Genomic DNA, 25,694 nt, shown 5'->3' on the forward strand with positions numbered 1-25,694 from the left:
TTCACTATCCAATTCAACGCCTCAATAGAGAGCACTCCTGCACTGCCACACCTCGTACATCATGAGTTGTGAATCGGCCCTATAGTCACTATTATGATCTGCTTGTCGCAGCCTATCTCCAATTTTGAATGGATTGTCCCTCAATATTGAGGCGAAAAGTTTTTATATAGTGTGCGCACACATAGTGTTGAGGTGAAATCAGATGGGTAGGTACAACCTATACATACCTGCCTCCACAAAGTACCTTCTCAGAAGAGCTTCAAAGAGACTACTCACCACCCAGATAGAGCTGGCCCGTAAAATCGCTGATGGAAAGGTTGATTTTGACGACATATACACCTGGGGCCTTGATTTGAGGGATAGAGAGAGGATAAGATTCCTCTACGAGACTGAGAAAGAATTCGCCTTCAAGGCCGTTTTTCCCGTGCGTACGGAGAACCCCAGTGAGGTAAGGGCCAGTATTCTGGCCGTAAGTGAGATGGTTGAGAGGATCGTAAAGAAGTTTTACCAGGACCATGAAGACCTCCACGAGGCTATCGGAAGTGTTCATACCGCCCTCTGGAGAATACAGCACACCGACGGACTCACAGAATGGGACAAGAAGCGCCTTGCAAGGCACGTAGAAGAGATTCAAAAGCTTCTCAGGGGTGATGAACAATGATGCCGAGGCACGTCAGCCTTATCAGCGACGAAGACAGGGCAATCCTCGAAAACAAGGAGGCTCTTTCTGGCATGATACGGAAGTACTTGGAGTTTCTCTATGAGAACACGAAGCAAGAGTACTGGTTCGAGGTGAGAATTCTTGGGTTGGATGGAAGCGTAAAGCGTAGGATGTTCAGAATCAAGGACATTGGAAGGGCTACGAATTACATCATCAGAGAAATGAACTCTGACAGCAGAATAAAGGGCATATACGTCACGATAAACCCGGCTGGAGGTCAGAAAGGAGGTTCCTTTACGAACGATGACATACTTGAAGTGATAAACCTGCCAATTGATGTGGATGTCTTCCACAATAGGGCCCCATCAGAGGTTGAGGTATCAGCAGTGAAGGGAGCGATAAAGAGAGCCATCCAGGAACTGTTCGGGAAGTACAACTTCAGATACATGGTGGTTTTCTCGGGCTTTGGCTTCCATGTGTACCTCAAGGTGAATCCCGTTGAGGTTGGTGACAGAAATTGGCAGGCGGCTTTTCGGGAGGTTGGAAGAGAACTCGCAGACGAGTTTGAGAGGGTGCTCAAAGAGAGCATAGACCCAAACTACTCCCATCTCGTTGAGGATGCCGTGGATAAGAGCGTGTACAACCCTTCACGCATTATGAGGGTTGCCTGGACTGTGAACAGGCGAAAGATAGGTGGAACAATCTACGAGGCCGTTTCAAAGATAGTTGAAATCTCCGGAGCGAACAGGCTTGAAATTGATGAACTCGTCAAGAAAAAGCTCCGAGAAGGTATTACAACGCGGGAAGAGCTCCACATTGAGAATATGGGTGGTACAAGGCTCAACAGTGAGGAGAAAGACGCCTTGGTCGAAGCCCTGAAAAAGTACTACATGCCGGGTAGGAGACACAACCTCGTCCTCGGATTTGCCGCCTTTGCCTGGCACAAAGGGATTCGAGTGGAAGACACACTCGAGGTTGTGAGAAGAGTGTACGTTGAGACCGGGGATAGTGACCCTTGGGAGGACCGGGAGAGAGCAGTTCTGGACACGTACTCAGCAACACTGAAGAACTACAGGAGCTACCTGGGGAAAGGAACTATCTGGGAACTCAACAGGGCACTCCGCTCATACTACCAGCGAGCAATGGTAAAAAAGAAGGAGGAACCAAGTGAGTACTCCGTAACAAGTGCTCAAAAGGTTCTCTCCAATGATTTTGACCTTCTTGAGTGGCTTATCGAGCGTACCTCCGATATAATCAAAGAGGTGGACGAAAAGAGTGGCAGGGTAACCTATAAAGTCTCGTTTGTCGTTGAAAGAGCAGGAAAAGTAGAGACAATCGTTCTCAAGAACACGGAGAGGACAGAAAAGGAGAAGATGTTCTATGCTCTCAACGAGGACTTTATGGCCCACTTTGGGGTTTACATAGTTGACCCGCTTTCAATCAGGAAGCTCAACAGGCAGGAAAGGAGTAAGTTCAATGACGTTCTCGCCAAGATAATGCTGGATTACTACGCATTCGTTACAAGAAACGCGAAGGAGATTGTAATAGAGGAGTACGAAGATGTCAAGAACATTTTCCTGGATATCATCGAGACCGAGGTCCTTGAGATAGTGAAAATTGACGAGTTGAATTCAATAAGCGGAGACCGTGTCGACGAGCTATTCCGGAAGAGGATAATGATCTACGCTGAAAACGAGAACAGAGTCTACTTTGACCCCCATCTTCTCGAGTATGGGGCTGAGACCCGTGGATTCGCGCGAACTCTCGCCAAGTTCCTCCACAGAATTGGGGTCATTGACAAGAAAACCTGGAGAGAAGTCAGACGGAGCAAGTCTTTGAGGAATGGGAGACACGTGTATCTCTATTACCTGATTTCAGACAGATTCTTTGACTTCCTTGAGAAAGAGAACGCCATAAAGCCCCCCATAAAGACCATTGATGAGTACTTGGATGAACAGGAGTACGTGGATCTTGATGAGATTGCAGGGGAGAGTGTTGCGGCGTGAACGCCCAGATAACCATTCTGGGGCCTCCAGGGACGGGAAAGACCTCTGCTCTCATCAATCTCTACAAATACTTTATCGGAGACGCTTCCACGGATGTTACAAGCTTCGTGCAACGATACGGTCTCAATAAGCTCATCACGAGAAGGGATTACACGAGCGATGAGGTTCTCTTTCTTACCTTTACAACTTCCGCGGTCAGGGTTCTGAAAGAAAGAGGAATTTACAACGCGTACACTCTGCACAGTTACATCACAAGGGTTCTTATGCGGAATAAACTCCTCACACCAGCAGGATTCATGAGAGAGCCGTTTATTGCCGCGATGATGGAAATGAACTATGGCTATGACTTCAGGGATCGGTTCAGTTCACACCCGTCAAACGTTGCCGAGATAAGGTACAACTACTATTTCAACGTCTATTATGATAAAACCAGCAAGGAAATTCTCGAAATTGTAAAACAACAGGAGAAAGACGCCGTGTACCAGAGAATAAGGGATTACGTGGCATGGAAGGAGGAGAAGGGCATTTTTGACTATGTGTCAGTTCTCAGGTACTTCCTTACAACCACTCCCGCCACACTCGCTCCAGAGAAAGAGGGCAGTGAGCCCAGAGTCATGATAATAGACGAAGCCCAGGACTTCAGTCCCCTTCAATGGGCAGTTGTGAAGAGATTGAGGAGCATCGGTCTCCTTGACTATGTAGTCGCGGCTGGAGACCCGAATCAGTCAATATATTCATTCCAGGGGGCTGATCCTTCCGAGTTTGAGAATTTCATGGCATCTGGTACAGTTGTTGTATTGAAGAGAAGTTATAGACTGCCCAAGCAAGTGTATAACAAGGCAGAGATGCTTACGCGATGGCTCAGAACCCACTTCGAGTATGAGCCACGTGAAGAACTTGGTAAGGCCATTACAGAGTACCTGAAGAAGTCCAATCTCCTCAAGATGAATAGAACGACTGGTGAGAAAGTGATTCAGATTCTTGAGAGCGTTATGGATGAAGATAAGACCGTGTTCGTTCTTACACGAACAAACAAGCAAGCGAGAGAGCTCGAAAAGTACATCATTGAGGCGGGATACAGAGTCTCAAGGATAAAGAATGACGACAGCCTTTATGACCTCCTTGAGGAAGTCATCGCCTTCGAGGAGAAAAGGAGCATTGGGATGAGGCTGTTCTTCGCTGTAACTTCTTTGAATGAGGAAGGAATTCGGCTTCGGTCCCTGTTCAAAACGCCCATAGAAGCCATGATGAAGGTTGAAGAATGCCTCACTGAAGGAGAGCACCCCAATGATGAAGACAATAAAGCAGGCAAGTGTTCTGATGACGTTCTATCCCTTGCGAGGTTCATTGAGAACCATTACCTTGATGTTCTTGATCCGGAAGAGAAGCGTGTTTTGGCTGGGCTCAGAAAGAAGAGGAATGGAAGGGCAATCTACGTGGACACGATGCACGCCGCAAAGGGCGAGGAGGCTGATGTTGTCATTGTCATTGATTTCGTGAATCGCAAGATTGAGAAGGAGATTCAGAGGGATGAGAACGCTCTGAAGGAGGAGGTGAGGGTTCTTTACGTTGCGATGACTCGTGCACGAGAGAGGCTTTATGTTCTCACAAGCAAGTCAAAGAGGTCTGTGTTGGGGTACGTGAGGTTTTGAGTTCTGGTGGGGGGCAATAGCCCCCCGGCCATAGGTAGCCACAGGAAGATGGCAAGATGCTATTCACGCGGCCACCTCGAGGTGACCATCGGCTATTGCACATCATCGAAATAAAACATGCTTTTGTATCAGTCAATTTTTGAGATGGGGGCTTGTAAGGGGCAAAAATAAATAAGACCGTCGGCCAAAATAGTATCAATTTTGTGATATTTTTGCGCATTGGGAGTGAAAACTTTGAGGAAGCGTATATGTATCACAGTGAGCGACCAAATAATTGCTTTTTTGAATGAGAACGACATTCAGAAGTCCGCATTTTTTGAGGCAGCAGCTCTTTTGTATATGGCAATAATGTCCGGAACGCAACAAAATCAAATTTTCTGGCGGGCCGGGCGGGATTTGAACCCGCGACCTTCGGCTCCGGAGGCCGACGCTCTATCCAGGCTAAGCCACCGGCCCAACCCCTCGATAGTAGGGATGGACGTTTAAAAATCTAACTCGGCTAAGTTTTTAAGCCGGGCAGATGAAATCGATTGGGGTGAAAGGGTGTGGCAATAGTTGATGTCAGGATTCTTGTTGAAGGTGCCAGCGACGTTGAGGTCGTAAGCAAAGCCCTTCAGGGTTTAGCACTGGGAAGCGAGTACAACATAACGATATCCTCGATAATCCCAACGACCAACATAGACATAGCCAAGAGCGCGGCCGCCGGTGCGGACCTGCTCATCATAGCGACCGACGCGGACAGGGTTGGAAGGGAACTCGCGGAGAGGCTCTTCAACGAGCTCGGGGAGATGGTTGGACACATCGAGAGGATGAAGCTCCCCCTCGGCCACGATCTGGAGCACGTTGATGTCGAGCTCGTGAGGAAGGAGCTCAAAAACACCCTGATCAGAGCGGGGTTGAAGAGCCTTAGGGTTCTCCCGGAGTACATGGAGCTCAGGAAAGAACTCCTCGACATCAAGGGGCACTACGAAGAGCTGGCTCACCAGTATGACGAACTGGAGCGTGAATACGAGGAGCTCAGGAAGAAGTACGAAGAGCTCAGGAGCGAGTACCTGAGTCTCAAGCAGGAGAACGAGAGCCTCCAGACCCTCCTCGAAAAGAAGAGCAGGCCGGTGAAGATAGAAGAAGCCTGGAAAGCCCTGTTCCCGGCCGAACCGGTACCCCCGGAGGAGTTCCTGGCAATAGCGGTCGAAAAGCTCGGCCTCAACGGGAAGATCGTCGTCGGGCAGGGTTACATCTACGCGGAGGAAGAGGAGGCGGTTGGAGAGCTCCTCAAGACTGTCTACCTCAGCATGGCGATCTCAAAGGAACTCGTTGAAAAGGAGAGACCTGAGGAAAAAGAACCAGAAAGGGGAAAGGAAGAGATCGAGGAAGACGTTAAAGCGACACTCTCAGGAACCGGGGAGGACTGAGGGTCGAGATGAAAGAAGAGAATTCAACGGCCATCGAGGAGTTTGCGACGTATCTTGACCTCGAGGGGAAGAGCCCAAACACGATCAGAATGTACACGTACTACGTCAGGCGGTACCTCGAGCACGGCGGGGGGCTTGACTTCCGCTCTGCCCTCCGTTTTCTGGCCCGCCTGAGGCGGGAAGGCTACTCAAACAGAAGTTTAAACCTCGTTGTGCAGGCGTTAAGGGCCTACTTTCGTTTTGAAGGCCTCGATGAGGAAGCCGAGAAGCTCAAACCGCCCAGGGTTCCAAAGAGCCTGCCAAAGGCCCTGACACAGGAGGACGTAAGAAAGCTGCTTTCGGTTATCCCCCTCACGCGAAGAAGGGACAGGTTGATAGTTCTTCTCCTTTACGGGGCAGGATTGCGTGTCAGCGAGCTCTGCAACCTGAAGAAAGAGGATATCGACCTTGACAGGGGCATCATAACCGTCCGGGGTGGAAAGGGGGCGAAAGACCGCGTTGTTCCGATCCCCCCGGCACTGACGGAGGAGATCAAGGCCTACCTCAGCGAGAGGGACGATGACAGCGAATACCTACTCGTGGAAGTCAGAAGAGGAACCAAGGACAGGCTCTCGCCGAAGACTGTCTGGTACCTGCTCAACCGCTACGGCAAGAAGGCCGGCGTTAAAGTAACGCCCCACATGCTCAGGCACAGCTTCGCAACCCACATGCTGGAAAGGGGGGTTGACATAAGGGCTATCCAGGAGCTCCTCGGTCATTCAAACCTCTCAACGACACAGATCTACACCAAGGTCACTGTGGAACACCTTAAAAAGGCCCAGGAAAAGGCAAAGCTCCTCGAAAGCCTAATGGAAGAATGAAAGGGAACTCAATCCTCCCAGGGCTCCCTGTATTTCAGCGCCCAGCCGAACTCTTCCCTGAGGATGTCTATGGCAGCACTCGGCGGGATAACCCCGCGCTCGGTGATGATGACGTCAACGTACTCCGGTGGAGTAACGTCGAACGCTGGATTCCACACCGTTATGTTCTCAGGCCAGGTCTTAAGTTCTTCCTCGGGGATAACCTCGGTCGGGTCGCGCATCTCGATCTCGACGAGCTGGCCGAGCATCGTCTCGGGGTGGAACTTGTAGGTTTCTGCCGCTATCATCGTCCAGACGCGGTGCTCCTTGGCGGTGAGGGCTATCAAGGCCGTTCCAATCTTGTTTATCACAGCGCCGTTCACTGTTATGCTGTCCGCGCCCATAACCACCTTGTCGGTCATCTTCATATAGTGCCTCGCGGCACTGTCCACGACGTAGATGACAGGAATGCCGTAGCTGGCTAGTTCTTTGGCGGTGATCTTGCCCTGCCACTTGGGCCTCGTCTCGGTAACGATGACCTTTATGTCCTTGCCCTGCTCCCATGCGGTCTTCATGACGCTTATCGCTGCTTTGCTGTGGCAGTGGGTCATTATGATGTCGCCGTCTTCAATGCGCTTCGCCCCTATCTCGCCTATTCTCTCGACGGCCTTCTCGGAGTTGTGGATGAACTCTTTCGCGGCGGTTATCACAACGTACCTGAGCTGCTCCAGATCGGCACCACTCTGGTAGGCTATCTTGCCCCTGTGCATAACGTAACGGAGGGCGTTGGGAAGTGAAACGGCGGTGGGCCTTGTCTCGTAGAGTATTTTCGCGGCCTGCTTCATTTCCTCCCAGAACTCGTCAACACTCTTTGCTTTGCTCTTCTCTGCCTGTATCTGGAGAGCGTAAGCCGCTGAACGGGCTATCTTTCCGGCGCCGCGTATCTCCATGTTCTTTATCTTCTCCGCTATCTCAAGGACTTCCCTGAGCACCGCCATGCTACCACCTCACGTCAGCTTTGGGTAATCCGGGGGTTGGAGAAGGGGGTTTATATCGTTTGCGCAGGGGAAGATTTTTAAACGGACCCTTCAACATCACCCGGGAAAGGGCTGGGCCCAATGAATCCCGCTGATGAGTGGAGGTGGGAGGAAATGGCTACGTTCAAGGTCGTTATATCCAACCCAAAGAACGGCATAGCCAGACAGATAGAGATAAGCGGCGATGCCGCGGAGAAGCTCATAGGCAAGCGCATTGGCGACGAGATCCCGGTAAAGGAGCTCGGCATAAACCTCTCGGAGATCTTCGGCCAGGAGATCCCCGAGGACGCAAAGCTCAAGATAAAGGGAGGCACCGACAAGGACGGCTTCCCGATGCGTCCTGATGTTCACGGCCCGAGGAGGGTCAGGATACTTCTCTCCAGGGGGCCGGGCTTCAGGCCAAAGGAGAAGGGAGAGAGGAGAAAGAAAACCGTCAGGGGCAACACCATAAGCCCCGAGATCGTCCAGATAAACGCGGTCCTCGTCTTCTGAGGACCCTTTTCTCAATCCTCAAGCCAGATCTCAAGCCTCTGCTTTCCTTTTCCTAGGCTGGAGCGCTTGAACTTCTTGAGGTGCCCAATCTCCCTTATGTCCCTCACGTGGGTTCCCGCGCACGGAATTACCTCGAAGTCCCGTATCTGGGTGTACCGGGTTTCCCCTTCCCACCAGATCTTCATTTCTCCACCTTCGTCAACGAGCCTGTTGAAGGTCTCAATGATCTCCTGCTTCCACTTGTTCACGTTCTCCGGGTAGAGAATGTCGTAGCGGCCCTTCTCGACGCTCATCCCGCTTCCGTAGAGCTCCCACTTCCCGGGCAGGACAAGGTTGAGGACGTGTTCGAGTAAGTGCATCGCGCTGTGTATCCTCATAAGCTTGTAGCGGTAGTCCCAGTCAATTTTAAGCTCAACCTCTTGGTTGGGTTTGAACTTCTCCGGCTCCTTAACAACGTGCCAGACGTTGCCTTCCTCGTCCTTGTAAACGTCCAGAACCTCGACGCCGTTTATCCAGCCTCTGTCGTGGGGCTGCCCGCCGCCGGTCGGGTAGAAAATGGTCTGGTCGAGGAGAAGGGCGTTCTCCTTCACCTCCAGAACCTTGGCCTTAGCCTCCCTGAGGTAAGCGTCCTCGTAGTAGAGCTTGCGGGTCATTTAAACCACCGTAGGGATAAGTGCATCGAAGTTTAAATGGGTATCGAAAGGGGAGAAAAAGCTCAGCGCCTCCTCCTTGGGAAGAGGGGAACCATTGCAATCGCGATTATGAGCGCGGGACCGCAGATCCGCTTGTCATTTCCGTTGGTTGTTGTGTGAGTGCCATCAGCCGGTGTCTCGCTGGCGGTTGTATGAGTTTTCTTGGGTGTCGTGGAGGTTTCACTCGGTTCACCAGCCTTCGTGAATAGGTACTGGAGCTTCTCAACGATTTCCCTAGCCTTGGTGTTGTTGTGGGGCAGGATGTAGTTTCCCGAGGCGAGAAGGAGCAGCGTTCCGTTGTTTTTTAAAGCAGTCTCCACTATCTCAGGGGTTGCAGAAACCTTGTACTCCCCCTCAATCACGGCCACGAGGGTGCCGTTGTAAGTGATCCCTATCACGGGAACCCCCGTCACCCCAATGAGGCGGGAGATGTTGTTGAGAACCTCGTCGTTGTGACTGTTTCCGACCAGCTCGTAGTAGGTGAACTTGTCGGCACCGTAGGTCTCTGGAATGACTTCCTTCATGTGCCTGCAGTGAGGGCAGGTTTTAGCCCCATAAAGGTAGAAGTGCACCAGTGAGGGATCAAACTTCCAGTCTGAAGCGCTAACGGGGAACAGCACTGATGAGAGCAGTAGCAATAGAGCTAACCCAACAACCCTTTTCATACCAGCCACCGGGGAAGTTAGGGGGAGGAGGTTATAAGCTTAGCCTCCACCAGATTTTTATACTCTCCGGACGTGCATTCATCAAGGTGAAGGCCATGGAGATAGGTGTGACCATCTACCCGCGCTTCGTCACCAAGGACAAGAGCCTTGCCTCGGTGCTCGCAGACGTGAAGATAAAGTCCTATGACTTCGTTTCGATATTCCCGCACACCCTGGGCCTCATAGTGAATGGACAGGTCATGGAGAAGAAGCTCAAGAACATAGAGAGCACGCTGAAGGGCGTTGGAATAGACTACATCGTAAGGATGCCCACTTCAATGAACTTGAGGGATCACATCTACCACAGCAGGCACTTCCGCGTTGCCAAGGCCGTTGCGGACGTCGCCATAAAGCTCGGGGCAAAGGTCATAGTCATGCAGAGCGGCAAAACCGGAAGGCTGGACCTTGAGATAGAGGCCCTTCAGCACCTGGCCGACATGGTGAAGCCCTTCGGCATAAAGATAGCCCTTGAGAACACCTACAGCGTCAAGGACACGCTCTACGTTGTCGATAACGTGAACAGGGACAACGTCGGCTTCGCCCTCGACGTCGCCCACGCGTTCCTGAGCGCCCAGGGGGACGAGAACAAACTCCTCGAGGACGTCAAGCTCGGAACCGACAAGACTATAATCCTGATGATCCACGACAACTTCGGAAAGCTCTTCCCGCAGGTCGAGCCCGAGGACGCCTTAGCTTACGGTGTAGGTGATCTACACCTGCTTCCGGGGGAGGGAAAGATTCCCTTCGGAAAGGTTCTCAAGCTCTTCGGCGACGTCCCAATCCTGCTCAAGGTAAAAGACCCCGACAAGTTCGCCAGGATACCAACGAAAAAAGGATTGATAGAGCTGCTGACCTCGCTCTGATCTCAATTTTCTTCCCCGAAGATAAGGTTCACGAACCACTTCTCGTCAAAGGGCCTTAGATCCTCGTAACCCTGGCCGACGCCGACGAAGAGTATGGGTGCACCGATGGCGTGGCTTATGCTCAACGCGGCCCCACCCCTCGAGTCCGCGTCGAGCTTGGTGAGAATGACACCATCTATTTTCACAGCCTCGTTGAACTGCCTCGCCTGGTCGATTATTGAGTTTCCAGCCAATGAGTCACCCACGAAGATGACAAGGTCCGGTTTGGTGACGCGGACTATCTTCTTCATCTCGTCCATGAGGTTTCTGTTGAGCTCGTTCCTTCCGGCGGTGTCCACGAGAACGACGTCTATTCCCCTCGCCTTGGCGTGCTGTATGGCGTCATAAGCGACGGCCGCAGGATCGGCACCGTAGGAGTGCTTTATCACCTTAACGCCGACGCGCTTCGCGTGCTCTTCAACCTGCTCTATCGCCCCGGCCCTGAAGGTGTCGCTGGCCGCTATGACAACGCTCAGCCCGTTCTTCTTAAGCCAGTGGGCGAGCTTGGCTATGGTCGTGGTCTTTCCGGAGCCGTTGAAACCTACGAAGACTATGACGTAGGGTTTCTCCTTTTTCGCCCTTATCTCCTCAAGAAGGTTTATCTTTCTCGGCGGGGTTAGAACTTCAAGAACGGCCTCCTTAACGGCATCTTCAATGACCTTGGCCTTGTCCGTACCGATCTTGACCTTTTTCCCGACGAGCTTCCGTTTTATGCTCTCCCTGAGCTCGTCCACGACCTCCAGGGCCACATCAGCCTCGAGAAGCTCGATCTCAAGATCCTCCAAAGCCCTCTCAACGTCCTTCTCCTTAATCTCGACCTGGAGGAGCCTCTCAAAGAGACCGGGCTTCTTCTCGGGTTCAGCCTTCTCGATCTTTTTTTCTTCCTCCTCAACGTTCTCTTCGACCCTCCTGACGAAGCCCTTGAGTTTCTCCCTGAGCTTTCCGAACATCCTGACCACCGATCACGGGGGAACTTATTCATATATATCATTATCGGCCTCAGCGATAGCTGGTGTCATCACCTTTCAGACCCGAAGCCACACATCATCGGCGTCTCACGAGCTTTGAGGACTCGACGACCCTTCCGTTCTCGAGCCTGTACAGGTTAACGATCTCAGCGCCTACGGTCTCGCGCCTGTAGGCGAGGAGGTAGTCTATAAAGTTTCTGAGGGGGTAACGGGTTATGGAGTCACCAACGTACTTGTGCTCGTACAGAACGACCAGCCTGTCCCGGTGCGAGTCCAGCCACGAGTGAAGCCTTTCCCGCTCATTTCCCGTCCTCGCGAGGGGGTTGAGGATAAGGTAAACGTCAAAGTTCTCATTTTCGAAGGGATCTCCAATGAAGACGTCCCCTTCAATTTGGAAGGGAAGCCCCTCAGCCAGTATCCTCCAGCCCTCCCTTGCCCATTCGTTGAGGATTATTCTGGCTATCCTCCTCGGATTGCCCGTCATGAGGATCCGTCCGGATTTGAGGTAAAGGATATCCGTCAGCCTGAGTCCCATCCCTTTTCCTCCAGAGGTTGTTAAACTTAATAACGCAGCCCTCTCAAAAATCTTTCGATCAGGATTAGGGTTTTGTGAGGGGATTTCTTTTACAGGTTAGCAAACCGCAAACTATATATCCCGTCTTTGCTCACTCAGATCGACAGCTGTATTCAGGGGTGTCCCTATGAAATGGAAAAGCGTGTTTGCACTTTTGGTTGTAGGGCTCGTTGCCCTTAGTGTAGCGGCCAGCGGCTGCATCGGGGGAGGAGGGGAAAAAGAAACCTCCAGCGAAAGTAGCAGTCAGACGAACTCCCAGACCACTTCCAGCGCCTCTTATAGTGGTGCTATAGCCATCGTTTACGACGTGGGTGGCAGGGGCGATCTCAGCTTCAACGACATGGCTTATCTCGGCGCCTCCAAAGCCGCCAAAGACTTCAACCTCGAACTGGTCGAACTCCAGAGCAACAGCGAGGACGACTACTACAAGAACCTTGAAACCCTCGCCAAGGCCAAGAAGTACAAGATAATTATCGCAGTCGGCTTCATGATGACCGATGCCGTCAACGCCACGGCTAAAAAGTACCCTGACCAGAAGTTTGCAATCATCGATGGCTACATACCCGACAGGGACAACGTCATGAGCATTCAATTCAAGGAGAACGAAGGTTCAGCTCTGGCAGGTGCTCTGGCTGGCCTCATAGCCGCCAACGACGGAAAGGACAAGGTTGGAATCGTTCTCGGTATGGAGATTCCGGTCCTCTACAAGTTCGAGGCGGGCTACCGCTTTGGAATAAAGTGGGCCGAGGACTACTACAAGCAGAAGACCGGAAATGAGGCCAACATAGACGTCCTCTACCAGTACACCGGTTCCTTCAACGACGCCGCCAAGGGTAAGGCCGCCGCCGAGACCCAGCTCCAGCAGGGGGCGTGGGTTATCTACCAGGTCGCCGGTGGAACGGGCCTCGGAGTCTTCCAGGCGGTTAAAGAATACCTCGATGCAAGGGGCAAAAAGATGGGACCGCCATTTGCGATAGGCGTTGACTCAGCCCAGGACTGGATTAAGCCGGGCGTTATAATCGCAAGCATGATGAAGCGCGTTGACGTTGGTGTCTACAACGCGGTCAAGGCAGCAGTCGAGGGCAACTTCAAGGGCGGTGTCGTGGAACTCGGGCTCAAGGAGAACGGTGTTGGCCTGAGCACCGTGGACGACGTTATGGCGATGTTCAACTCCCTCCCCGAGGATACCCAGAAGAAGAAACTTCAGGAGCTCGGCTTCAACAGCAAGGACGAGCTCAAGCAGTACCTCGAGAACACCAGGAAGCAGGTTCCCGACTGGATCTGGCAGGCCGTAGATGAGCTCAAGCAGAAGATAATCAACGGCGAGATCAAGGTTCCCGCCCCGATGGACAAGGAGGGCATCGAAAAGATCAGGCAGGCCGGCACCTGGCAGGAAATGGAGCAGCTCGCCAGCAGCTGATTCTTTCTTTTTTCTCATTGACCCGCGGGGGTGTTTCTATGGAGAAGAGACCGATAATCGAGATGCAGGGAATCGTCAAGGTGTATCCCGATGGCACGAAGGCCCTCCGTGGTGTTGATCTCACTGTCTACCCGGGAGAAATCTTGGGTCTTCTCGGTGAGAACGGCGCCGGAAAGACCACCCTCATGAAAATTCTGTTTGGAATGCTCAAACCCACCTCGGGTAAAATCATTGTTAAGGGGAAGGAAGTTCACTTCAAAAGCCCTCTCGATGCGATTTCTATGGGTATTGGTATGGTTCATCAGCACTTCACCCTCGTTGAGGTTTTTGACGCCCTCCACAACATCATCCTTGGCATGGAGGGGCACGGCCTTTTCTCTAGAATAGACGTCGAGAGCGCCAGGAAAAGGCTCCAGAAGCTCATGGACGATCTAAACTTCCAGGTTCCCCTCGACGTTCCCGTCGAAAACCTCCCCGTCGGGGTGCAGCAGAGGGTGGAAATCCTCAAGATGCTCTACCGCAATGTCGACATCCTCATCCTAGACGAGCCAACGGCTGTGCTGACCCCCCTCGAAGTAGAGGAGCTCTTTGAGGTGCTCAGAAAATTAAAGGCTGAGGGGAAGACAATAATATTCATCAGCCACAAGCTCAACGAGGTCATGGAAATAACCGACCGTGTTACGGTTATCAGAAAAGGGAAGGTTGTGGGAACTGTAAAAACTGAAGAGGCAACCCCCCAACTCCTCGCCAGGATGATGGTCGGCAGGGACGTGGTGTTAAAGATTGAAAAACCACCCAAGGAGCCGGGCAAACCAGTTCTCAGGGTTGAGAACCTGTGGGTCAAGGGGGACAGAGGTGAGGAAGCCGTCAAGGGGCTCTCATTTGAGGTCAGGGAGGGGGAGATACTCGGCATTGCTGGGGTTGAAGGGAACGGGCAGACTGAGCTTATCGAGGCAATAACTGGCCTTAGAAAGCTGGAAAAAGGGAAAGTAGAACTCAACGGGGTCGACGTAACTGGCAGGCCACCAAAAGAACTCTACGACCTTGGAATGGCCCACATACCTGAAGACAGAACCAACATGGGGCTGATCCTCGACATGACCGTCACCGAGAACTCAATCCTCGGCCTCCAGTGGAGGAAGAAATTCCAGAGGGCTAGGGGGATTATAAACTGGGTGGCGGCCCGGAGGCATGCAAACGAGTTAATATCCAAATTTGATATAGTGGCGCCGGGTCCGGACGCTCCCGTGAAAAGCCTAAGCGGTGGCAATCAACAAAAACTCATAGTGGCAAGGGAGGTCAGTAAAGAGCCTGCCCTCATCGTGGCCGCTCAGCCCACCCGGGGAGTTGACGTCGCCTCGACGGAGTACATCAGAAACTACCTCGTCAAGCTGAGAAACGAGAACAAGGCGGTTCTACTGGTCTCCGCTGACCTCGATGAGATACTCCAGCTCAGCGACAGGATGGCAGTGATGTACGAGGGCCAGTTTATGGGCGTTGTAAAACCCGGAGAAGTTACTCTGGAAGAGATAGGTATGATGATGGGAGGTATTCGCTATGAAGAGCTCAAAAGGGCAAAAGGTGAGTGAGGTACTCTCCAAAATAAACATCAAAGCCTTCGTTGAGAGCGTCCTGGCGATATTAATCGGGTTCCTCATTGGGGCGATTATACTCCTCGCTTTCGGTTACGATCCTGTCGATGCCTACGTCGCCCTCTTTAAGGGGGGACTGGCCTCAACGGACAACATAGCGGTGACCCTGCACTACTCTACTCCCTTAATGCTCACGGCCCTGACCTTCGCAATCGGTGCCAGAACTGGAATCTTCAACATCGGTGCGGAGAGTTCGTTCTACTTCGGAGCCATAGCGGCGATAGCCTTCACGAACATCTGGGGCAACCTGTGGTTCGGTCTGCTGATGGGTATGGTTCTCGGAGCCCTCTGGGCCCTTCCAGCTGCGCTTCTCAAGGTTTACAGGGGCGTACACGAGGTCATCTCCACGATAATGCTCAACTGGATAGGCTGGTACTTTGTCCTCTGGTTAATCGTGGGGCCATACGCAAATCCCAAGAACCCGATAAAGACAATTAAAGTGCCCCCCTCCGCAAGGCTTCCGCTTATAGGGAACACGGTTCTCTCATGGGGTTTCATCATAGCGGTCATCGCCTCAGTTTCCATATACTTCATCCTGTGGCACACCACACTGGGCTTTAGCATGAGGGCCAGCGGTTACAACGAGAAAGCAGCGAGATACGGTGGTATAAACCCCAAGATGGCTGTCCTCTGGTCATTTCTCATTGGTGGTATGATGAGCGGTCTGGGGGGTGCGATGAAAATAATGGGTGACTATCCCGGCTATGCCATAAGTCAGGGAGGTGCCAACATTTACGGATTCGGTTTCGACGGAATAGGTGTTTCCCTCGTCGGAAGGAACCATCCCCTCGGCATAATCCTGTCCGCGATATTCTTTGGAATGTTAAAAGCCGGAACGTCTTCCATGCAGCAGACAGGGGTTCCCCTCGAGATAGTGAGGGTTATCCAGGGTGTGATAATCATAACCGTTGCCATTCCAAGCCTGTATGACCTTATAAAGAAGGCCTTAGGAAGGGGGGCTGCATAATGGACGTCGGGGCCCTGATGGTCATTCTGAAAAACTCTCTGATGGCCATGGTTCCTATAGTGCTAACAAGTGTAGGTGCGGCGTGGAGCGAGAGGGCCGGAGTCGTTAGCATAGGCTACGAGGGGGTTCTCCTCGCGAGCGCGTTCTTTGGGGCAATATTCGCGGAGATAACAGGACACGCCTCCATCGGACTGCTTGGCGGGCTTTTTGTTGGGGCACTCTTCGGAATGCTACACGGCTTCCTGACCGTCTACCTCAAGGGAGACCACGTAATCCCTGGCATCGGTATAAACCTCCTCGCCGCTGGACTAGTTCCCTTCGGAATCATAGCCTACTGGGGCACCGCAGGCCAGCATCAGCTTCCCTTTACCCTGTGGCACCTGAAAACAAGGTACGGTGAGTTCAGCCCGATGATACTCGTCACGATAGCGATATCGATAATCACCTGGTGGGTGCTCTTCCGGACTCCCCTTGGCCTGCGCGTCAGGGCGGTTGGTGAGAACCCGGAGGCAGCAGATGCCCTCGGAATAAACGTCGAGAAGTACCGCTTCTGGTCAACTGTCTACGGCCACGCCCTGGCAGGTCTCGGCGGGGCTTACATGAGCGTTGACTGGCTCGGAATGGTGCACAAGACGATGTCCGGTGGAAGGGGCTTCATAGCCCTCGCCAACATGGTGTTCAGCAACTGGAATCCGCTCGTCTCGCTCATCGGCGGCTGGCTCTTTGGCTTCTTCGATGGACTCGCAACGTGGCTCGCTCCAAAGCACTTGGTTCCAGAGCAGTTCATCTACATGCTGCCCTACATAATGACGATAATCATCGTCGCGGGAATAATAGGAAAGGCAAGGCCACCGAAGTGGGATGGAAAACCGTACAAGAGGGAGTGATTCAGCCTTTCAGCACGTAGCCGAGGGCTGTGCCGAGGGAGAGACCAGCGAATAGGGCCGAAAGAACGTAGGCCAAGTCGTAACCGTTTCCTTTTTTCTCCACTTCAACCCTCTTTTCACCCACCGCCCTCAGAACGTTCACCGCATTCTCCCTGAGGACCTCCGTGTAAGGCCTGCCCTCCCAGAAAACAACAACCCCTGCCAAGGGCTTTCCGCTCTTTTCAGCAAGCTCAAACGCGGCGTTCCGAAGCTGAACCGGGCTCTGGAGGGAGTAAACTATCACATCGGATTCCCCGGCAACGGGTACGAGCTCGTCCACGCCCCTGGCCGGCACTTCCTCCTCGGGTTTTATTGAGGCTATTGCCTTTATTCCGAGCCACTCAACGGCGTACTGAACCGGGGGCATATTTATAACGGCGCTCTTGTTGGCAACGAAACCTGAAAAGGCCCACTTTATGGCACTGACCTTCGTCCTGAAGATGTCGAAGTCCCTCCGATACGTTTCCGCGTTGGCCGGATCGACTTTCTCAAGTGCTCCTTCCGTTGCAGATGCTATCGCCAAGGCGTTGTCCGGATCGAGCCATGCCCCATGAGGGTTGTCTTTGCCACCGTACCAGCGTTCGGGAAGGTAGTGAAAGCCTTTAACCTTGAAGTCGTCTATGAGCAAAACCTCAGCGTTGATGACGCCTTCTTCCTTGAGCTGGGCAATCTTGGCCTCAACGGGCAAGTGGCCACCTGTGGTGACTATTACATCCGCCCTCTGGAGGAGGTTTATCTGCTCGGCGCTGAGCTGGTACTCGTGCGGATCCGCCCCGAGAGGAACCAGTGTCACGACCTCGACGGAGTTTCCGAAAGCTTCTTCCACTATCGACGCTATAGGCCCTATGCTCGCCACGACGAGGGGTCTTCTCTCCTCCGCACCGGCCCCGGGGGCAATGAGGCCCAAGAGGAGAATTGTGAGCAGGAACGCGTGACCTCTCCTCATGTTAGATCACCCTAATCCAGTTCGGAAAAACGGTTTAAAAAAATGAACCCAGGGGATCAGTCGTCCTTTCCGTTATCGCTCTTTATATGCGGCTTGCCGATCGCTATGGTGAAGCCCTTGAAGCTGTCGTCCTTCCTGTTGAACTCTATAGCCAAAGGAAGGCCGTTGTCCTCGTTGAAGACTATCCTTACTATCCTCGCCCGCGAGTGGTCGTTCAGATAGTCTTCCTTCAGGCTCTCGTACTCATCGATAACTCGGTCGATGCTCTCGCTGTGCATGTCGTAGATTTCCCGCGCGTAGACGCTGTGGTTTCGAATCTCCTCGATCTTCTTTTCCCTGTCCAAGCTACCACTCCCTCAGGCTTTGCGCCACTTCCCGTCGCGGAACTTAAAAACCTTCCTCCTCTCTGCCATCCTGAGGGCTTCCTCGAGCTTGCCCTTCGGAACCTCCATTCCGTGGAGTTCCTTGAAGAGCTCGACTATCTCGTCGGTGCTCACCGCTTCCTTCTCGTCTAGGATGTTGTTCACGAGGTTGATCATGTCCTCAACGAAGTTCCATGGGAAGACTATCCACGCCCAGTCGATTTCCTCGCCGAAGTAGTCGGGCTTGAAGCGCGAACCCTTAATTGTGAGGAGCGTAGCTGTTCTTATCTCGGCAGGCTTCTGGTTCTCGACGTAGTTCTTGGCGAGGGTTAAGCTCTCGCCCGTGTCGCTGATGTCATCAACGATGAGAACCTTCTTGCCACCCAAGTCGTAGCTGGTGCCGTACTTGAGCCTGGCCTTGCCATCCGGGGTTGCGGTAACACCCCAGTGCTCGACCTTCAGGCTGACCAAATCCTTCACGCCGAGGTAGTCGCAGTAGAGCCTTGCCGGAACCCAGCCGCCGCGGGCAAGGCCGACTATAACGTCAGGCCTCCAGCCGTCCTCCAAAACTTTCCAGGCCCCCTCCTTGGCCCATCTCTCAATGTCTTCCCAAGAAGCAAGCTTAGCAGGAAACTTCTTCATTGGATTTCCCTTAAGAAACGGGGGAGAAAGTCCTATTTAAATTTTCCGCTGAAAGAAATCAGGAATAGCGGAGCTTGACGTAGAGGTTGACCCCACTCTGAAAGGCGGCAAGGCCGTTGAGGGCTGTGAAAATCCAGTCCCTCGGTGGAAGGTACGCGTAGATGGTCAGCAGCGTCGATGCGGTGAAGTATATCAGGATGAACTTCATGTTCAGAGGGCACTTCTTGGTTCTGAGAGTTTCAATCGTCTGGGGAACCCACGAGCCGACGAGCATGAGCATGCCAATCAGGCCTATCATCTCAATCCACGCCATTTTCTCACCTCCAAACCCGAGGAGGGAGAGCATAAAAAAGGTTTTTGCACGATTTTGGCTCAAAAAAAGGTTATGAAATCCCTTCCTTTGAGAAAGAAACGGCAATTAAACGGTGGTTGCCATCCTTGACATGGCCCACGTCTTGACGTCCTCATCGAGGATGTCGTTTATTATCCTCATCGCCTCGGAAACCTTGCCCTCCCTCGCGAGCTTTAAGGCAACCTCCGCCTGTATCTTCGACCTGTTGGAAAGATCCCTGATGAACTCCGCTACCCTAAGGGCCTCCTCGTGAAGTCCGAGCGACAGGAAGTCAAAGGCGAGGCTCATAAGGGCCTTGGTGGCGTCTCCGGATGGCAGATCGGACGTGACGTTGATAGCCCTCTCGAGGGCCTCCCGATAATCCCTCCCCTCCCTGGCCAGGTAAACCGCTATCTTGGAGAAGGCCTTCGCCTTGACCTTATCGTCCGGGATCTGTTCGGCCATTTCCAGGGCCGCATCGTACCTTCCCGAGTTAAGGAGCCTCATAACCGTGTCGTAGAGGGCACGTGAACGGTACCAAACCTGCATAGCCTTTCCCCCAAACATCTAACGCAGTTGAGGTTTTAAACGTCCCGGTGGACAACTTTAAAAGAGATTCCTCCCATGAACTCAGGGGAGTTGAACATGGAGAGAGACGTGTGGAAGTACATCACTTTTATCCTCGTCCTCATTCTCGGCGTCTTCGTTATGTCCACGACCCTTCTCTACCTCCAGAACCAGAGTCTCAGCAGTTACGTTCCCCCCAACGCCACCTGCAGAACCGAGGTCGTGATCGGTAACCAGACGGCCGAAACAGCACTCCAGGCAAGGATCGCGGAGCTCCAGTCCCTAATCAGGGCAATCGAGATGGAGAGGGGAGGCACCAACGTCACGAACGCGACAATAGCCCTTGTACCAATCTTCGGCGTTATCGAGGGTCAAACGGCACTCAACACAGTGACAACCCTCGAGAAGCTGATGAAGGACGATTCCGTTGGGGGCGTCCTCCTCTGGATCGAAAGCCCGGGTGGAGACGTTGGTGCCGTGAGGGAGATCTACCACGAGGTCCAGGTTCTCAGGGCTAAAAAGCCGGTCGTCGCGTACACGGGAGGCATAGCCGCTTCAGGCGGCTACTACATCGCCGTCGGGGCCGAGAGGATAATAGCGGATCCCCTTGCCGAGGTCGGGAGCATAGGCGTTATCTACGTCCACTTCAACCTGGCGGACAACTACGCCTCAAACGGAATAAAGGTCGACGTCTTCAAAACCGGGCCCCACAAGGACATGGGCGCCGAGTGGAGGGCCCTCACCGAGTACGAGAGGAAGAAGATCTGGGGAATGATAGACGCCTACTTCCAGAGCTTTTTACAGGCCGTCAGTATGGGGCGGAACATGACGCTCAACGAGACCAGAGAGTACGCAACGGGCGAGACATGGCTTGCCATTAAGGTGAACGGAACGCTCGTGGACGAAACCGGCAACTTCCAGACGGCAGTGGAGGAACTCGAAAAGCTTATGGGTGTTGAGAGCGCAGAGATTAAGGTGTACGGCTCGCCGACCCAGAGCTACTCCCTCGGCGTCTTTGGGGAGGGAGCCCTCTACCTCGATCCGCGCTACCTACGGCTGAGGGGGTGAGGGCATGCTCTGCGAGGAGAAGCTTGAGATCTTCGAGAACGGCTTTGAGGACGGGAAGTTCAAGCTCAGGATAGAGTACTATGGAAAGGACGCCAGAAAGCTTCTCCTCGCGGTGATACGGGAGCTTTACCTTCCAGACTACGGTGAAGACTACGTCTACCCCTTCGAATGCGCCAAGGAGTTCTGGGGCATCTACCTTGACCCCGGCGAGATAGTCGCGGAAAAGCCCGACTTCAGCCCGGTTAAGTTTATCAACAGGAGCGTCATGAACAGGCTCGAAAAGACCCTCAATGAAATAGATGCCCCGGCTGAGATCAAGGAGAGCATAGGGCTTGAAAAGGCCGAGGTCGTCAAGTTAAAGAGAGCATTGCTCGCGCTCGGAAAGGACTTCATCCTCGACGAGAGGGGCTACCTCATAGTCTTCAGCAAACCGAGCGCGAGGGAGCTGATACTGAAGTACCTGGGGATGCTGGATGAGGAATGAAACCCTCATCTGGGCGATCGTCACGGTTGTTATCCTTTACCTTGTGTGGTTAGTGGTGAGTCCCGTTGTTTCCCCAATAATCCTCGCCCTCGCAGTTGCCTACGTTACCTACCCCCTCCATGAGAAGCTGCTACCAAAAATCGGCCGGAGAAAGGCCGCCTTTCTCCTGACAGCCATAATAGCTGTTCTCTCATTTTTGTTCCTGATTGGGTTCGTGCTCTGGATCAACGACGTCAAGTACCAGATAGTCAGGTATATGGAGATATCCTTCACCTGGCTCCAGTCGGTAACGGTTTCCTCCCAGAGGATCAACGAAGTCCTAACGGCCATAACCGAGGGGGTAAGATCAAGGATAGAGTCCTACATCGTCAGTTACACGTACTCCATACCGAAGCTCGCGCTGGAGATCTTCGTCATGCTCTTCGTCTACTATGGGGCCCTAGTGAACGCGGAGGAAATCGGGAGGGAACTCTACAACCTCCTGCCACCCCAAAGGAAGGAGTTCGGAATCAGGCTCATCGAGGCCGCCCGCTACACACTGGATACCCTTCTCAAGAGCTGGCTCACCCTGAGTGTTTTGAAGGGGTTCGCAACGGCCCTCGGCTTCTGGGCCTTTGGAATCGCCCCAACGAGCGGTGCAATAGCCCTCGGTATTCTAACGGCCTTCGTTGAGCTCCTTCCCTTCCTCGGTGGCTGGCTCATCTGGATCCCCGGTGTGGTCTACCTCATTCACTCTTCCAACTACGTTCTAGCGTTCCTCTTCGCCGTTTACTCCATAGTTTTCGTATCCCCCCTACCGGACTTCGTGCTGGCCCCCAAGATGACCCTGAGGAGGCGTGGACTGAACGCCCTCATCTCCCTTCTCGGAATCTTCGGTGGCCTCTGGGCCTTCGGACTCGTCGGAATAATAATAGGACCCGTCTCCCTCGGTCTGCTGGCGACGGTTATTGAGGAATGGAAAAAAGCGATGGAGAGCCAACCGGCCGAATAAATGGCGACCCTATAGCATCGAGCGCCTCCTCCACGTCTTTTTGGTTCCGATGATGCCCACTCACCCAAGAGAAGATTTTCCGCAAACTTCATTAGCACCACTGCCAAGACCCATCAGGAGCCAACAAACGGGTGAGAGGCATGATAATCCGGACGCCGAAGAGGCTTCACCTCGGCCTGATAGACCCAACGGGCTCGCTCGGAAGGCGCTTCGGAAGCCTCGGGGTGGCGCTTGAGGGCGGCTACGATGTCAAGGTTCTTCCAGCGGAAAGGCTTGAGGTGAGGGCTGAAGGGGAAGACGTAGAGACGATAAAGAAGGCTGTTGAGAAGATGAACTCGACCTTTGGAACCGGAACCGGCTACCTGATTGAGGTGCGGAAGACCATTCCGAGGCACGTTGGTCTCGGCTCAACGACCCAGCTGAGCTTGGCCGTTGGAACCGCAATAGCGAGGCTCAACAACCTGAGCGTTTCGATTGAGGGGCTCGCCGAGGCCCTCGGAAGGGGAAAGAACAGCGGGGCCGGGATTTACGCCTTCGCTTACGGTGGTTTCGTCCTCGACGGCGGAGTCAAGAAGGGAGTCCCACCACTTATAATCCGTGAAGACTTTCCGGAGGAGTGGGCGTTCCTGCTCGTGATTCCAGAGCTCAGGCCGGGCCTCGACGAAGAGGAGGAAAAGCCGATAATGGGCGGAAACTTCGGGAGCGCTGAAGTGGCCAGGGAGATAAGCCACCGCATTTTACTCGGCCTCCTGCCAGCGCTAAAGGAGAGGAACATAAAAGCCTTCGGAGAGCACCTCTCCGCAATACAGAGGCTCGTGGGCAGGCACTTCGCGGAGTTCCAGGGCGGTGAGTTCAGGGGGGACGTTAAGCTAATTCTCGACTGGCTGGGTGAGAAAACATACGGCGCAGGCCAGAGCAGCTGGGGGCCGACCGTTTACGGCCTAATCCTGAAAGGGGAGTTCCAGAGGCTCTCGGCGGAGCTGAGTGACTATCTACGGGAGCACGGGATAAAAGCTAAAGTCGAACTCTGCCTTCCGAGGAACACGGGAGCAGAGGTTGTAAGCGAGAACGCCTTCCTGGAAAGGTTGATAAGGAGCGTGGCGCAATGACGCTCGACCGCTTCGTGAGAATAAAATACAGAGAGGACAATGAGAAAGTCAACAGGCTCGTGGAAATACTGCGGGAGCTCGGCCTTGACTGCGCGAGAACCATTGAGGAGAAAGTCGATTTGCAGTTCGATGCACTGAGAAACCTTCGGGAGAACCTGAAGGACGACGAACTCTTCATCAAGCTCGTCATAGCCAACGCCCTCGTCAGCTACCAGCTGAGCGGGAAAGGCGAGGACTGGTGGTGGGAGTTTTCAAGGTATTTCTCGGAGAACCCGCCCGAGGACATAGTGGAGGCCTACTCTTCGTTTCTCCCAAACTCAAAGACAAACAGGCGTCTCGTTGCGGGGAAGCTTAAAAGAATCGAGAGGGTCGAGCCGTTCCTGAGCCCTCTCTCGATAAGCGAGATTAGAGACTACTACTTCAACGGCATGGAAAGGCTGAGAGATGAGCTTGCAAGGGTTATGAAGGCTAAAAGGAGCGCGAAAACGATAGTCTTCGCCGTAAAGATGTTCGGCTACGCGGGAAGGATTGCCTTTAGCGCCTTCGTCCCCTACCCGATGGCCATCGAGATTCCGGACGATGTGAGAATAAACGCCTACACCAAGCGCTTCACCAGCGAACCCCCTGTGAGCTTCTGGGGCAGAATAGCTGAGGAAACAGGAATCCCACCGCTCCACATAGACTCAATCTTGTGGCCCGTCCTCGGTGGAAAGGGAGAGGTCTTAAGAAGATTGAAGAAGCACTGCGGGGAAAAGGCAGAAAGGATACTGGAGCTTAGGGATCTCTAAAGGGTGATGGTCTTGCTCCGGAGCTTTTGTAGCAGTCTCGTTTCATGCTGATGTACGCACCGATGGGAGAGCTCGTGAAGGATCCGGCGGTAGTCAGGGAGGAAACCTGGAGGTACGTGACCTACTACCTCCCATTCGAGCCGACGCTGCAGATGAATGAGGCAATGAGCATGTTGAGGGAACAGAAAAGCAGGGTAAACGTTCTAAACCTGGTAGTTTTTTCAGTCCTCTACATTGCACTCGCCGCCCTCCGCTTTTCAAGGGTCGAGCGTTCCCGCTCCGGTTAGCCCAGCACTCCCAACTACTACGGGCAAAGATTTTTATACTAAGATTGATAGTTCAAAGTGAACATGGGGGTGTTGGATTTGATGTGGGGACTAAAGCTCGAGATCAAAAAGAGCATCCGGACTAAAAAGTTCTGGGCAATCCTAATTATAATGCTCCTGCTCTACATACCTATCCTCTACGCCATAAAGACCGTTCAGCCCTACGGAAGGGAGTTCACGGCATCTGAGGTAATAGCCGCCCTGATATCGATAACGCTGTCCCTGGCAAAGTTCTTCATAACAATACTCGCCATAGTGCTGGGGGCAACGGCCGTCAACGCCGAGATAACCGAGGGCACTCTCAGGGTGGCCATAAGCAAACCCATAAGCAGGCTCGGCTACATCGTCGGCAAGTTCCTGGGTCACATCGTGGTGCTCTTCATAGCCATTCTACTCGCGGTGGTCGTTACTCTGGTCGGAATAGCCATGATGGGCATCGACATAACGTCCGGCCTCATCTGGGACGTTCTCCTGCTGAACCTGTCCATCCTACTGGCCATGATGGAGTTCCTGGCCTTGGGGTACATAGTATCCCTCTTCGTCAAGTCGACGTCAACTGCCATAGGTATAGCGATAGTCCTCCTCTTCCTGATGTCCCTCATGAGCCCAATACTGGTAGAGTACTTCGCTCATTCCAAAGCGGAAGAACTGACCAGGGAAAAGTTTGGGCCAAACTGGGAGAGAGAGGGCTTTCTCTATCGCAATGAAAGCGTCAAATCGCCTTATGAGTACATGAACATACAGTACAACAGGCTCGTTAAGGAGTATAAGAGGAAGTACCTCTTCTTCGATCCTATAACCCAGCTCAACTTCCTCCTTGGTAACCTCACCAAAAAGATTCACGTGACGATAACCAACGAGACGTACTATCCAATGAAAAAGGAAGGGCTAACTATAGTGACTGACTACGAGCACCCAATCAAGAGTAATGTAACGAACACCACCGGCGAGGGTCCGTGCCAGGGGCCTGACGTTGAGGGAGGTAGCAGAACCGAGAACATAAACGGAACGTACGTGGAAGTCAGGTACGAGAAGCGCTGCTACACCCTGGAGACCTACCAGGGGGTCGGTTACTCAATCAAGAAGAACCTTGACAGGCTTGGGGTGATGATAGCAATGCTGATCCTCTACCTGGGCGTAGGCTTCTACCGCTTCCTCCGCATGGATCTGAGGTGA

The 25,694-nt window shown here is 53.1% G+C and carries 28 protein-coding genes and 1 tRNA gene; 18 read left to right on the plus strand and 11 right to left on the minus strand.

Annotation, left to right across the window (positions count from 1 at the left end; all coding sequences use genetic code 11):
* Positions 1-202: 202 nt before the first annotated feature.
* The 3 genes from TGAM_RS08240 to TGAM_RS08250 are packed head-to-tail and all read left to right on the plus strand — an operon-like array spanning position 203 to position 4,319.
* Positions 203-661, plus strand: a complete 459-nt coding sequence (locus TGAM_RS08240) for a hypothetical protein (protein ID WP_015859241.1) — start codon at positions 203-205, stop codon at positions 659-661.
* Positions 658-2,667 (plus strand): hypothetical protein, encoded by a 2,010-nt coding sequence (locus TGAM_RS08245; RefSeq protein ID WP_015859242.1) that lies wholly within the window; start codon positions 658-660, stop codon positions 2,665-2,667. Before TGAM_RS08240 ends, TGAM_RS08245 begins: the two co-directional genes overlap by 4 nt.
* The gene (locus TGAM_RS08250) at positions 2,664-4,319 is read left to right on the plus strand and encodes a UvrD-helicase domain-containing protein (protein ID WP_015859243.1); all 1,656 of its coding nucleotides are present in this window, start codon (positions 2,664-2,666) and stop codon (positions 4,317-4,319) included. The genes TGAM_RS08245 and TGAM_RS08250 overlap by 4 nt, the downstream gene beginning before the upstream one ends.
* Positions 4,320-4,697: 378 nt before the next feature.
* On the opposite strand, the gene TGAM_RS08255 is transcribed toward TGAM_RS08250, so the two are convergent.
* Positions 4,698-4,775, minus strand: a tRNA-Arg gene (locus TGAM_RS08255).
* Positions 4,776-4,864: 89 nt separating this feature from the next.
* On the opposite strand from TGAM_RS08255, the gene TGAM_RS08260 reads away from it, so the two are divergent.
* A complete protein-coding gene (locus tag TGAM_RS08260; RefSeq protein ID WP_015859244.1) occupies positions 4,865-5,731 on the plus strand; it encodes a toprim domain-containing protein in 867 nt (288 codons plus the stop codon).
* Positions 5,732-5,739: 8 nt separating this feature from the next.
* Positions 5,740-6,591 carry a site-specific tyrosine recombinase/integron integrase gene (gene xerA / locus TGAM_RS08265; RefSeq protein ID WP_015859245.1) on the plus strand — a complete coding sequence of 284 codons (852 nt, stop codon included), beginning with the start codon at positions 5,740-5,742 and terminating at the stop codon, positions 6,589-6,591.
* Positions 6,592-6,599: 8 nt separating this feature from the next.
* Here xerA and TGAM_RS08270 read toward each other — a convergent pair whose 3' ends face one another.
* Positions 6,600-7,568 (minus strand): ribose 1,5-bisphosphate isomerase, encoded by a 969-nt coding sequence (locus tag TGAM_RS08270; protein WP_015859246.1) that lies wholly within the window; start codon positions 7,566-7,568, stop codon positions 6,600-6,602.
* Positions 7,569-7,721: 153 nt separating this feature from the next.
* Here TGAM_RS08270 and TGAM_RS08275 point away from each other — a divergent pair, with 153 nt between their 5' ends.
* Positions 7,722-8,099, plus strand: a complete 378-nt coding sequence (locus TGAM_RS08275; RefSeq protein WP_015859247.1) for a 30S ribosomal protein S6e — start codon at positions 7,722-7,724, stop codon at positions 8,097-8,099.
* Positions 8,100-8,110: 11 nt separating this feature from the next.
* Here the strand turns inward: TGAM_RS08275 and TGAM_RS08280 are convergent, their stop codons facing one another.
* Positions 8,111-8,752, minus strand: coding sequence for an alanyl-tRNA editing protein (locus TGAM_RS08280; protein WP_015859248.1), 642 nt, complete (start codon positions 8,750-8,752; stop codon positions 8,111-8,113).
* Between the two features lie 62 nt (positions 8,753-8,814).
* The gene (locus TGAM_RS08285) at positions 8,815-9,456 is read right to left on the minus strand and encodes a CGP-CTERM sorting domain-containing protein (protein ID WP_048811291.1); all 642 of its coding nucleotides are present in this window, start codon (positions 9,454-9,456) and stop codon (positions 8,815-8,817) included.
* A gap of 95 nt (positions 9,457-9,551) precedes the next feature.
* On the opposite strand from TGAM_RS08285, the gene TGAM_RS08290 reads away from it, so the two are divergent.
* A complete protein-coding gene (locus tag TGAM_RS08290; RefSeq protein WP_048811292.1) occupies positions 9,552-10,358 on the plus strand; it encodes a sugar phosphate isomerase/epimerase family protein in 807 nt (268 codons plus the stop codon).
* A 2-nt stretch (positions 10,359-10,360) separates the two neighbouring features.
* On the opposite strand, the gene ftsY is transcribed toward TGAM_RS08290, so the two are convergent.
* Together ftsY and TGAM_RS08300 are read right to left on the minus strand one after the other, a co-directional pair.
* Positions 10,361-11,347: a signal recognition particle-docking protein FtsY gene (gene ftsY / locus TGAM_RS08295; RefSeq protein ID WP_015859251.1), complete on the minus strand. Its 987-nt coding sequence runs from the start codon at positions 11,345-11,347 to the stop codon at positions 10,361-10,363.
* Between the two features lie 94 nt (positions 11,348-11,441).
* On the minus strand, positions 11,442-11,900 hold the full coding sequence (locus TGAM_RS08300) for a hypothetical protein (RefSeq protein WP_015859252.1): 459 nt from the start codon (positions 11,898-11,900) through the stop codon (positions 11,442-11,444).
* 166 nt (positions 11,901-12,066) lie between these two features.
* Here TGAM_RS08300 and TGAM_RS08305 point away from each other — a divergent pair, with 166 nt between their 5' ends.
* From TGAM_RS08305 to TGAM_RS08320, 4 genes are read left to right on the plus strand one after another with little or no spacing between them, the layout of a single operon-like run.
* Positions 12,067-13,359 carry a BMP family lipoprotein gene (locus TGAM_RS08305; protein ID WP_015859253.1) on the plus strand — a complete coding sequence of 431 codons (1,293 nt, stop codon included), beginning with the start codon at positions 12,067-12,069 and terminating at the stop codon, positions 13,357-13,359.
* Positions 13,360-13,397: 38 nt separating this feature from the next.
* Positions 13,398-14,948 (plus strand): ABC transporter ATP-binding protein, encoded by a 1,551-nt coding sequence (locus TGAM_RS08310; protein ID WP_048811293.1) that lies wholly within the window; start codon positions 13,398-13,400, stop codon positions 14,946-14,948.
* Positions 14,917-15,978 (plus strand): ABC transporter permease, encoded by a 1,062-nt coding sequence (locus tag TGAM_RS08315; RefSeq protein WP_048811294.1) that lies wholly within the window; start codon positions 14,917-14,919, stop codon positions 15,976-15,978. The genes TGAM_RS08310 and TGAM_RS08315 overlap by 32 nt, the downstream gene beginning before the upstream one ends.
* On the plus strand, positions 15,978-16,865 hold the full coding sequence (locus TGAM_RS08320) for an ABC transporter permease (RefSeq protein ID WP_015859256.1): 888 nt from the start codon (positions 15,978-15,980) through the stop codon (positions 16,863-16,865). Before TGAM_RS08315 ends, TGAM_RS08320 begins: the two co-directional genes overlap by 1 nt.
* A 1-nt stretch (position 16,866) precedes the next feature.
* Here TGAM_RS08320 and TGAM_RS08325 read toward each other — a convergent pair whose 3' ends face one another.
* The 5 genes from TGAM_RS08325 to TGAM_RS08345 form a co-directional block, all read right to left on the minus strand.
* Entirely contained in the window at positions 16,867-17,850 is a 984-nt protein-coding gene (locus TGAM_RS08325) for a metal ABC transporter solute-binding protein, Zn/Mn family (protein ID WP_015859257.1), read from the minus strand.
* 56 nt (positions 17,851-17,906) lie between these two features.
* Positions 17,907-18,194, minus strand: a complete 288-nt coding sequence (locus TGAM_RS08330; protein ID WP_015859258.1) for a hypothetical protein — start codon at positions 18,192-18,194, stop codon at positions 17,907-17,909.
* Positions 18,195-18,206: 12 nt separating this feature from the next.
* Positions 18,207-18,854 (minus strand): phosphoribosyltransferase, encoded by a 648-nt coding sequence (locus tag TGAM_RS08335; protein ID WP_015859259.1) that lies wholly within the window; start codon positions 18,852-18,854, stop codon positions 18,207-18,209.
* Positions 18,855-18,912: 58 nt separating this feature from the next.
* Positions 18,913-19,167, minus strand: a complete 255-nt coding sequence (locus tag TGAM_RS08340; protein WP_048811295.1) for a PQ-loop domain-containing transporter — start codon at positions 19,165-19,167, stop codon at positions 18,913-18,915.
* Positions 19,168-19,272: 105 nt separating this feature from the next.
* Positions 19,273-19,734 carry a hypothetical protein gene (locus tag TGAM_RS08345; RefSeq protein ID WP_048811296.1) on the minus strand — a complete coding sequence of 154 codons (462 nt, stop codon included), beginning with the start codon at positions 19,732-19,734 and terminating at the stop codon, positions 19,273-19,275.
* A gap of 96 nt (positions 19,735-19,830) precedes the next feature.
* Between TGAM_RS08345 and sppA the strand changes: the two genes are divergently transcribed.
* From sppA to TGAM_RS08380, 7 genes are all read left to right on the plus strand, one after another.
* The gene (sppA, locus tag TGAM_RS08350; RefSeq protein ID WP_015859262.1) at positions 19,831-20,820 is read left to right on the plus strand and encodes a signal peptide peptidase SppA; all 990 of its coding nucleotides are present in this window, start codon (positions 19,831-19,833) and stop codon (positions 20,818-20,820) included.
* Positions 20,821-20,824: 4 nt separating this feature from the next.
* Positions 20,825-21,304, plus strand: coding sequence for a PH1570 family protein (locus TGAM_RS08355; protein ID WP_015859263.1), 480 nt, complete (start codon positions 20,825-20,827; stop codon positions 21,302-21,304).
* Positions 21,294-22,295: an AI-2E family transporter gene (locus tag TGAM_RS08360; protein ID WP_015859264.1), complete on the plus strand. Its 1,002-nt coding sequence runs from the start codon at positions 21,294-21,296 to the stop codon at positions 22,293-22,295. Before TGAM_RS08355 ends, TGAM_RS08360 begins: the two co-directional genes overlap by 11 nt.
* 140 nt (positions 22,296-22,435) lie before the next feature.
* Complete coding sequence (locus TGAM_RS08365) at positions 22,436-23,404, plus strand: beta-ribofuranosylaminobenzene 5'-phosphate synthase family protein (protein ID WP_015859265.1); 969 nt, start codon at positions 22,436-22,438, stop codon at positions 23,402-23,404.
* Positions 23,401-24,192, plus strand: coding sequence for an N-glycosylase/DNA lyase (locus TGAM_RS08370; RefSeq protein ID WP_015859266.1), 792 nt, complete (start codon positions 23,401-23,403; stop codon positions 24,190-24,192). Before TGAM_RS08365 ends, TGAM_RS08370 begins: the two co-directional genes overlap by 4 nt.
* A 44-nt stretch (positions 24,193-24,236) precedes the next feature.
* Positions 24,237-24,479, plus strand: coding sequence for a hypothetical protein (locus TGAM_RS08375; RefSeq protein WP_015859267.1), 243 nt, complete (start codon positions 24,237-24,239; stop codon positions 24,477-24,479).
* Positions 24,480-24,542: 63 nt separating this feature from the next.
* Positions 24,543-25,694, plus strand: a complete 1,152-nt coding sequence (locus TGAM_RS08380; protein WP_238516202.1) for an ABC transporter permease subunit — start codon at positions 24,543-24,545, stop codon at positions 25,692-25,694.

Origin of the sequence: Thermococcus gammatolerans EJ3, assembly GCF_000022365.1 — an archaeon.
Classification (GTDB): domain Archaea; phylum Methanobacteriota_B; class Thermococci; order Thermococcales; family Thermococcaceae; genus Thermococcus; species Thermococcus gammatolerans.

Coding starts and splice junctions, on each gene's coding strand:
- TGAM_RS08290 (WP_048811292.1), top strand. CDS start 9,552: ATGGAGATAGGTGTGACCATCTACCCGCGCTTCGTCACCAAGGACAAG.
- TGAM_RS08270 (WP_015859246.1), bottom strand. CDS start 7,568: ATGGCGGTGCTCAGGGAAGTCCTTGAGATAGCGGAGAAGATAAAGAAC.
- sppA (WP_015859262.1), top strand. CDS start 19,831: ATGGAGAGAGACGTGTGGAAGTACATCACTTTTATCCTCGTCCTCATT.
- TGAM_RS08300 (WP_015859252.1), bottom strand. CDS start 11,900: ATGGGACTCAGGCTGACGGATATCCTTTACCTCAAATCCGGACGGATC.
- TGAM_RS08335 (WP_015859259.1), bottom strand. CDS start 18,854: ATGAAGAAGTTTCCTGCTAAGCTTGCTTCTTGGGAAGACATTGAGAGA.
- TGAM_RS08245 (WP_015859242.1), top strand. CDS start 658: ATGATGCCGAGGCACGTCAGCCTTATCAGCGACGAAGACAGGGCAATC.
- TGAM_RS08370 (WP_015859266.1), top strand. CDS start 23,401: ATGACGCTCGACCGCTTCGTGAGAATAAAATACAGAGAGGACAATGAG.
- TGAM_RS08325 (WP_015859257.1), bottom strand. CDS start 17,850: ATGAGGAGAGGTCACGCGTTCCTGCTCACAATTCTCCTCTTGGGCCTC.
- TGAM_RS08345 (WP_048811296.1), bottom strand. CDS start 19,734: ATGCAGGTTTGGTACCGTTCACGTGCCCTCTACGACACGGTTATGAGG.
- TGAM_RS08380 (WP_238516202.1), top strand. CDS start 24,543: ATGGGGGTGTTGGATTTGATGTGGGGACTAAAGCTCGAGATCAAAAAG.
- TGAM_RS08340 (WP_048811295.1), bottom strand. CDS start 19,167: ATGGCGTGGATTGAGATGATAGGCCTGATTGGCATGCTCATGCTCGTC.
- TGAM_RS08280 (WP_015859248.1), bottom strand. CDS start 8,752: ATGACCCGCAAGCTCTACTACGAGGACGCTTACCTCAGGGAGGCTAAG.
- TGAM_RS08375 (WP_015859267.1), top strand. CDS start 24,237: ATGCTGATGTACGCACCGATGGGAGAGCTCGTGAAGGATCCGGCGGTA.
- TGAM_RS08355 (WP_015859263.1), top strand. CDS start 20,825: ATGCTCTGCGAGGAGAAGCTTGAGATCTTCGAGAACGGCTTTGAGGAC.
- xerA (WP_015859245.1), top strand. CDS start 5,740: ATGAAAGAAGAGAATTCAACGGCCATCGAGGAGTTTGCGACGTATCTT.
- TGAM_RS08310 (WP_048811293.1), top strand. CDS start 13,398: ATGGAGAAGAGACCGATAATCGAGATGCAGGGAATCGTCAAGGTGTAT.
- TGAM_RS08360 (WP_015859264.1), top strand. CDS start 21,294: ATGAGGAATGAAACCCTCATCTGGGCGATCGTCACGGTTGTTATCCTT.
- TGAM_RS08285 (WP_048811291.1), bottom strand. CDS start 9,456: ATGAAAAGGGTTGTTGGGTTAGCTCTATTGCTACTGCTCTCATCAGTG.
- TGAM_RS08320 (WP_015859256.1), top strand. CDS start 15,978: ATGGACGTCGGGGCCCTGATGGTCATTCTGAAAAACTCTCTGATGGCC.
- TGAM_RS08365 (WP_015859265.1), top strand. CDS start 22,436: ATGATAATCCGGACGCCGAAGAGGCTTCACCTCGGCCTGATAGACCCA.
- ftsY (WP_015859251.1), bottom strand. CDS start 11,347: ATGTTCGGAAAGCTCAGGGAGAAACTCAAGGGCTTCGTCAGGAGGGTC.
- TGAM_RS08240 (WP_015859241.1), top strand. CDS start 203: ATGGGTAGGTACAACCTATACATACCTGCCTCCACAAAGTACCTTCTC.
- TGAM_RS08275 (WP_015859247.1), top strand. CDS start 7,722: ATGGCTACGTTCAAGGTCGTTATATCCAACCCAAAGAACGGCATAGCC.
- TGAM_RS08305 (WP_015859253.1), top strand. CDS start 12,067: ATGAAATGGAAAAGCGTGTTTGCACTTTTGGTTGTAGGGCTCGTTGCC.
- TGAM_RS08315 (WP_048811294.1), top strand. CDS start 14,917: ATGAAGAGCTCAAAAGGGCAAAAGGTGAGTGAGGTACTCTCCAAAATA.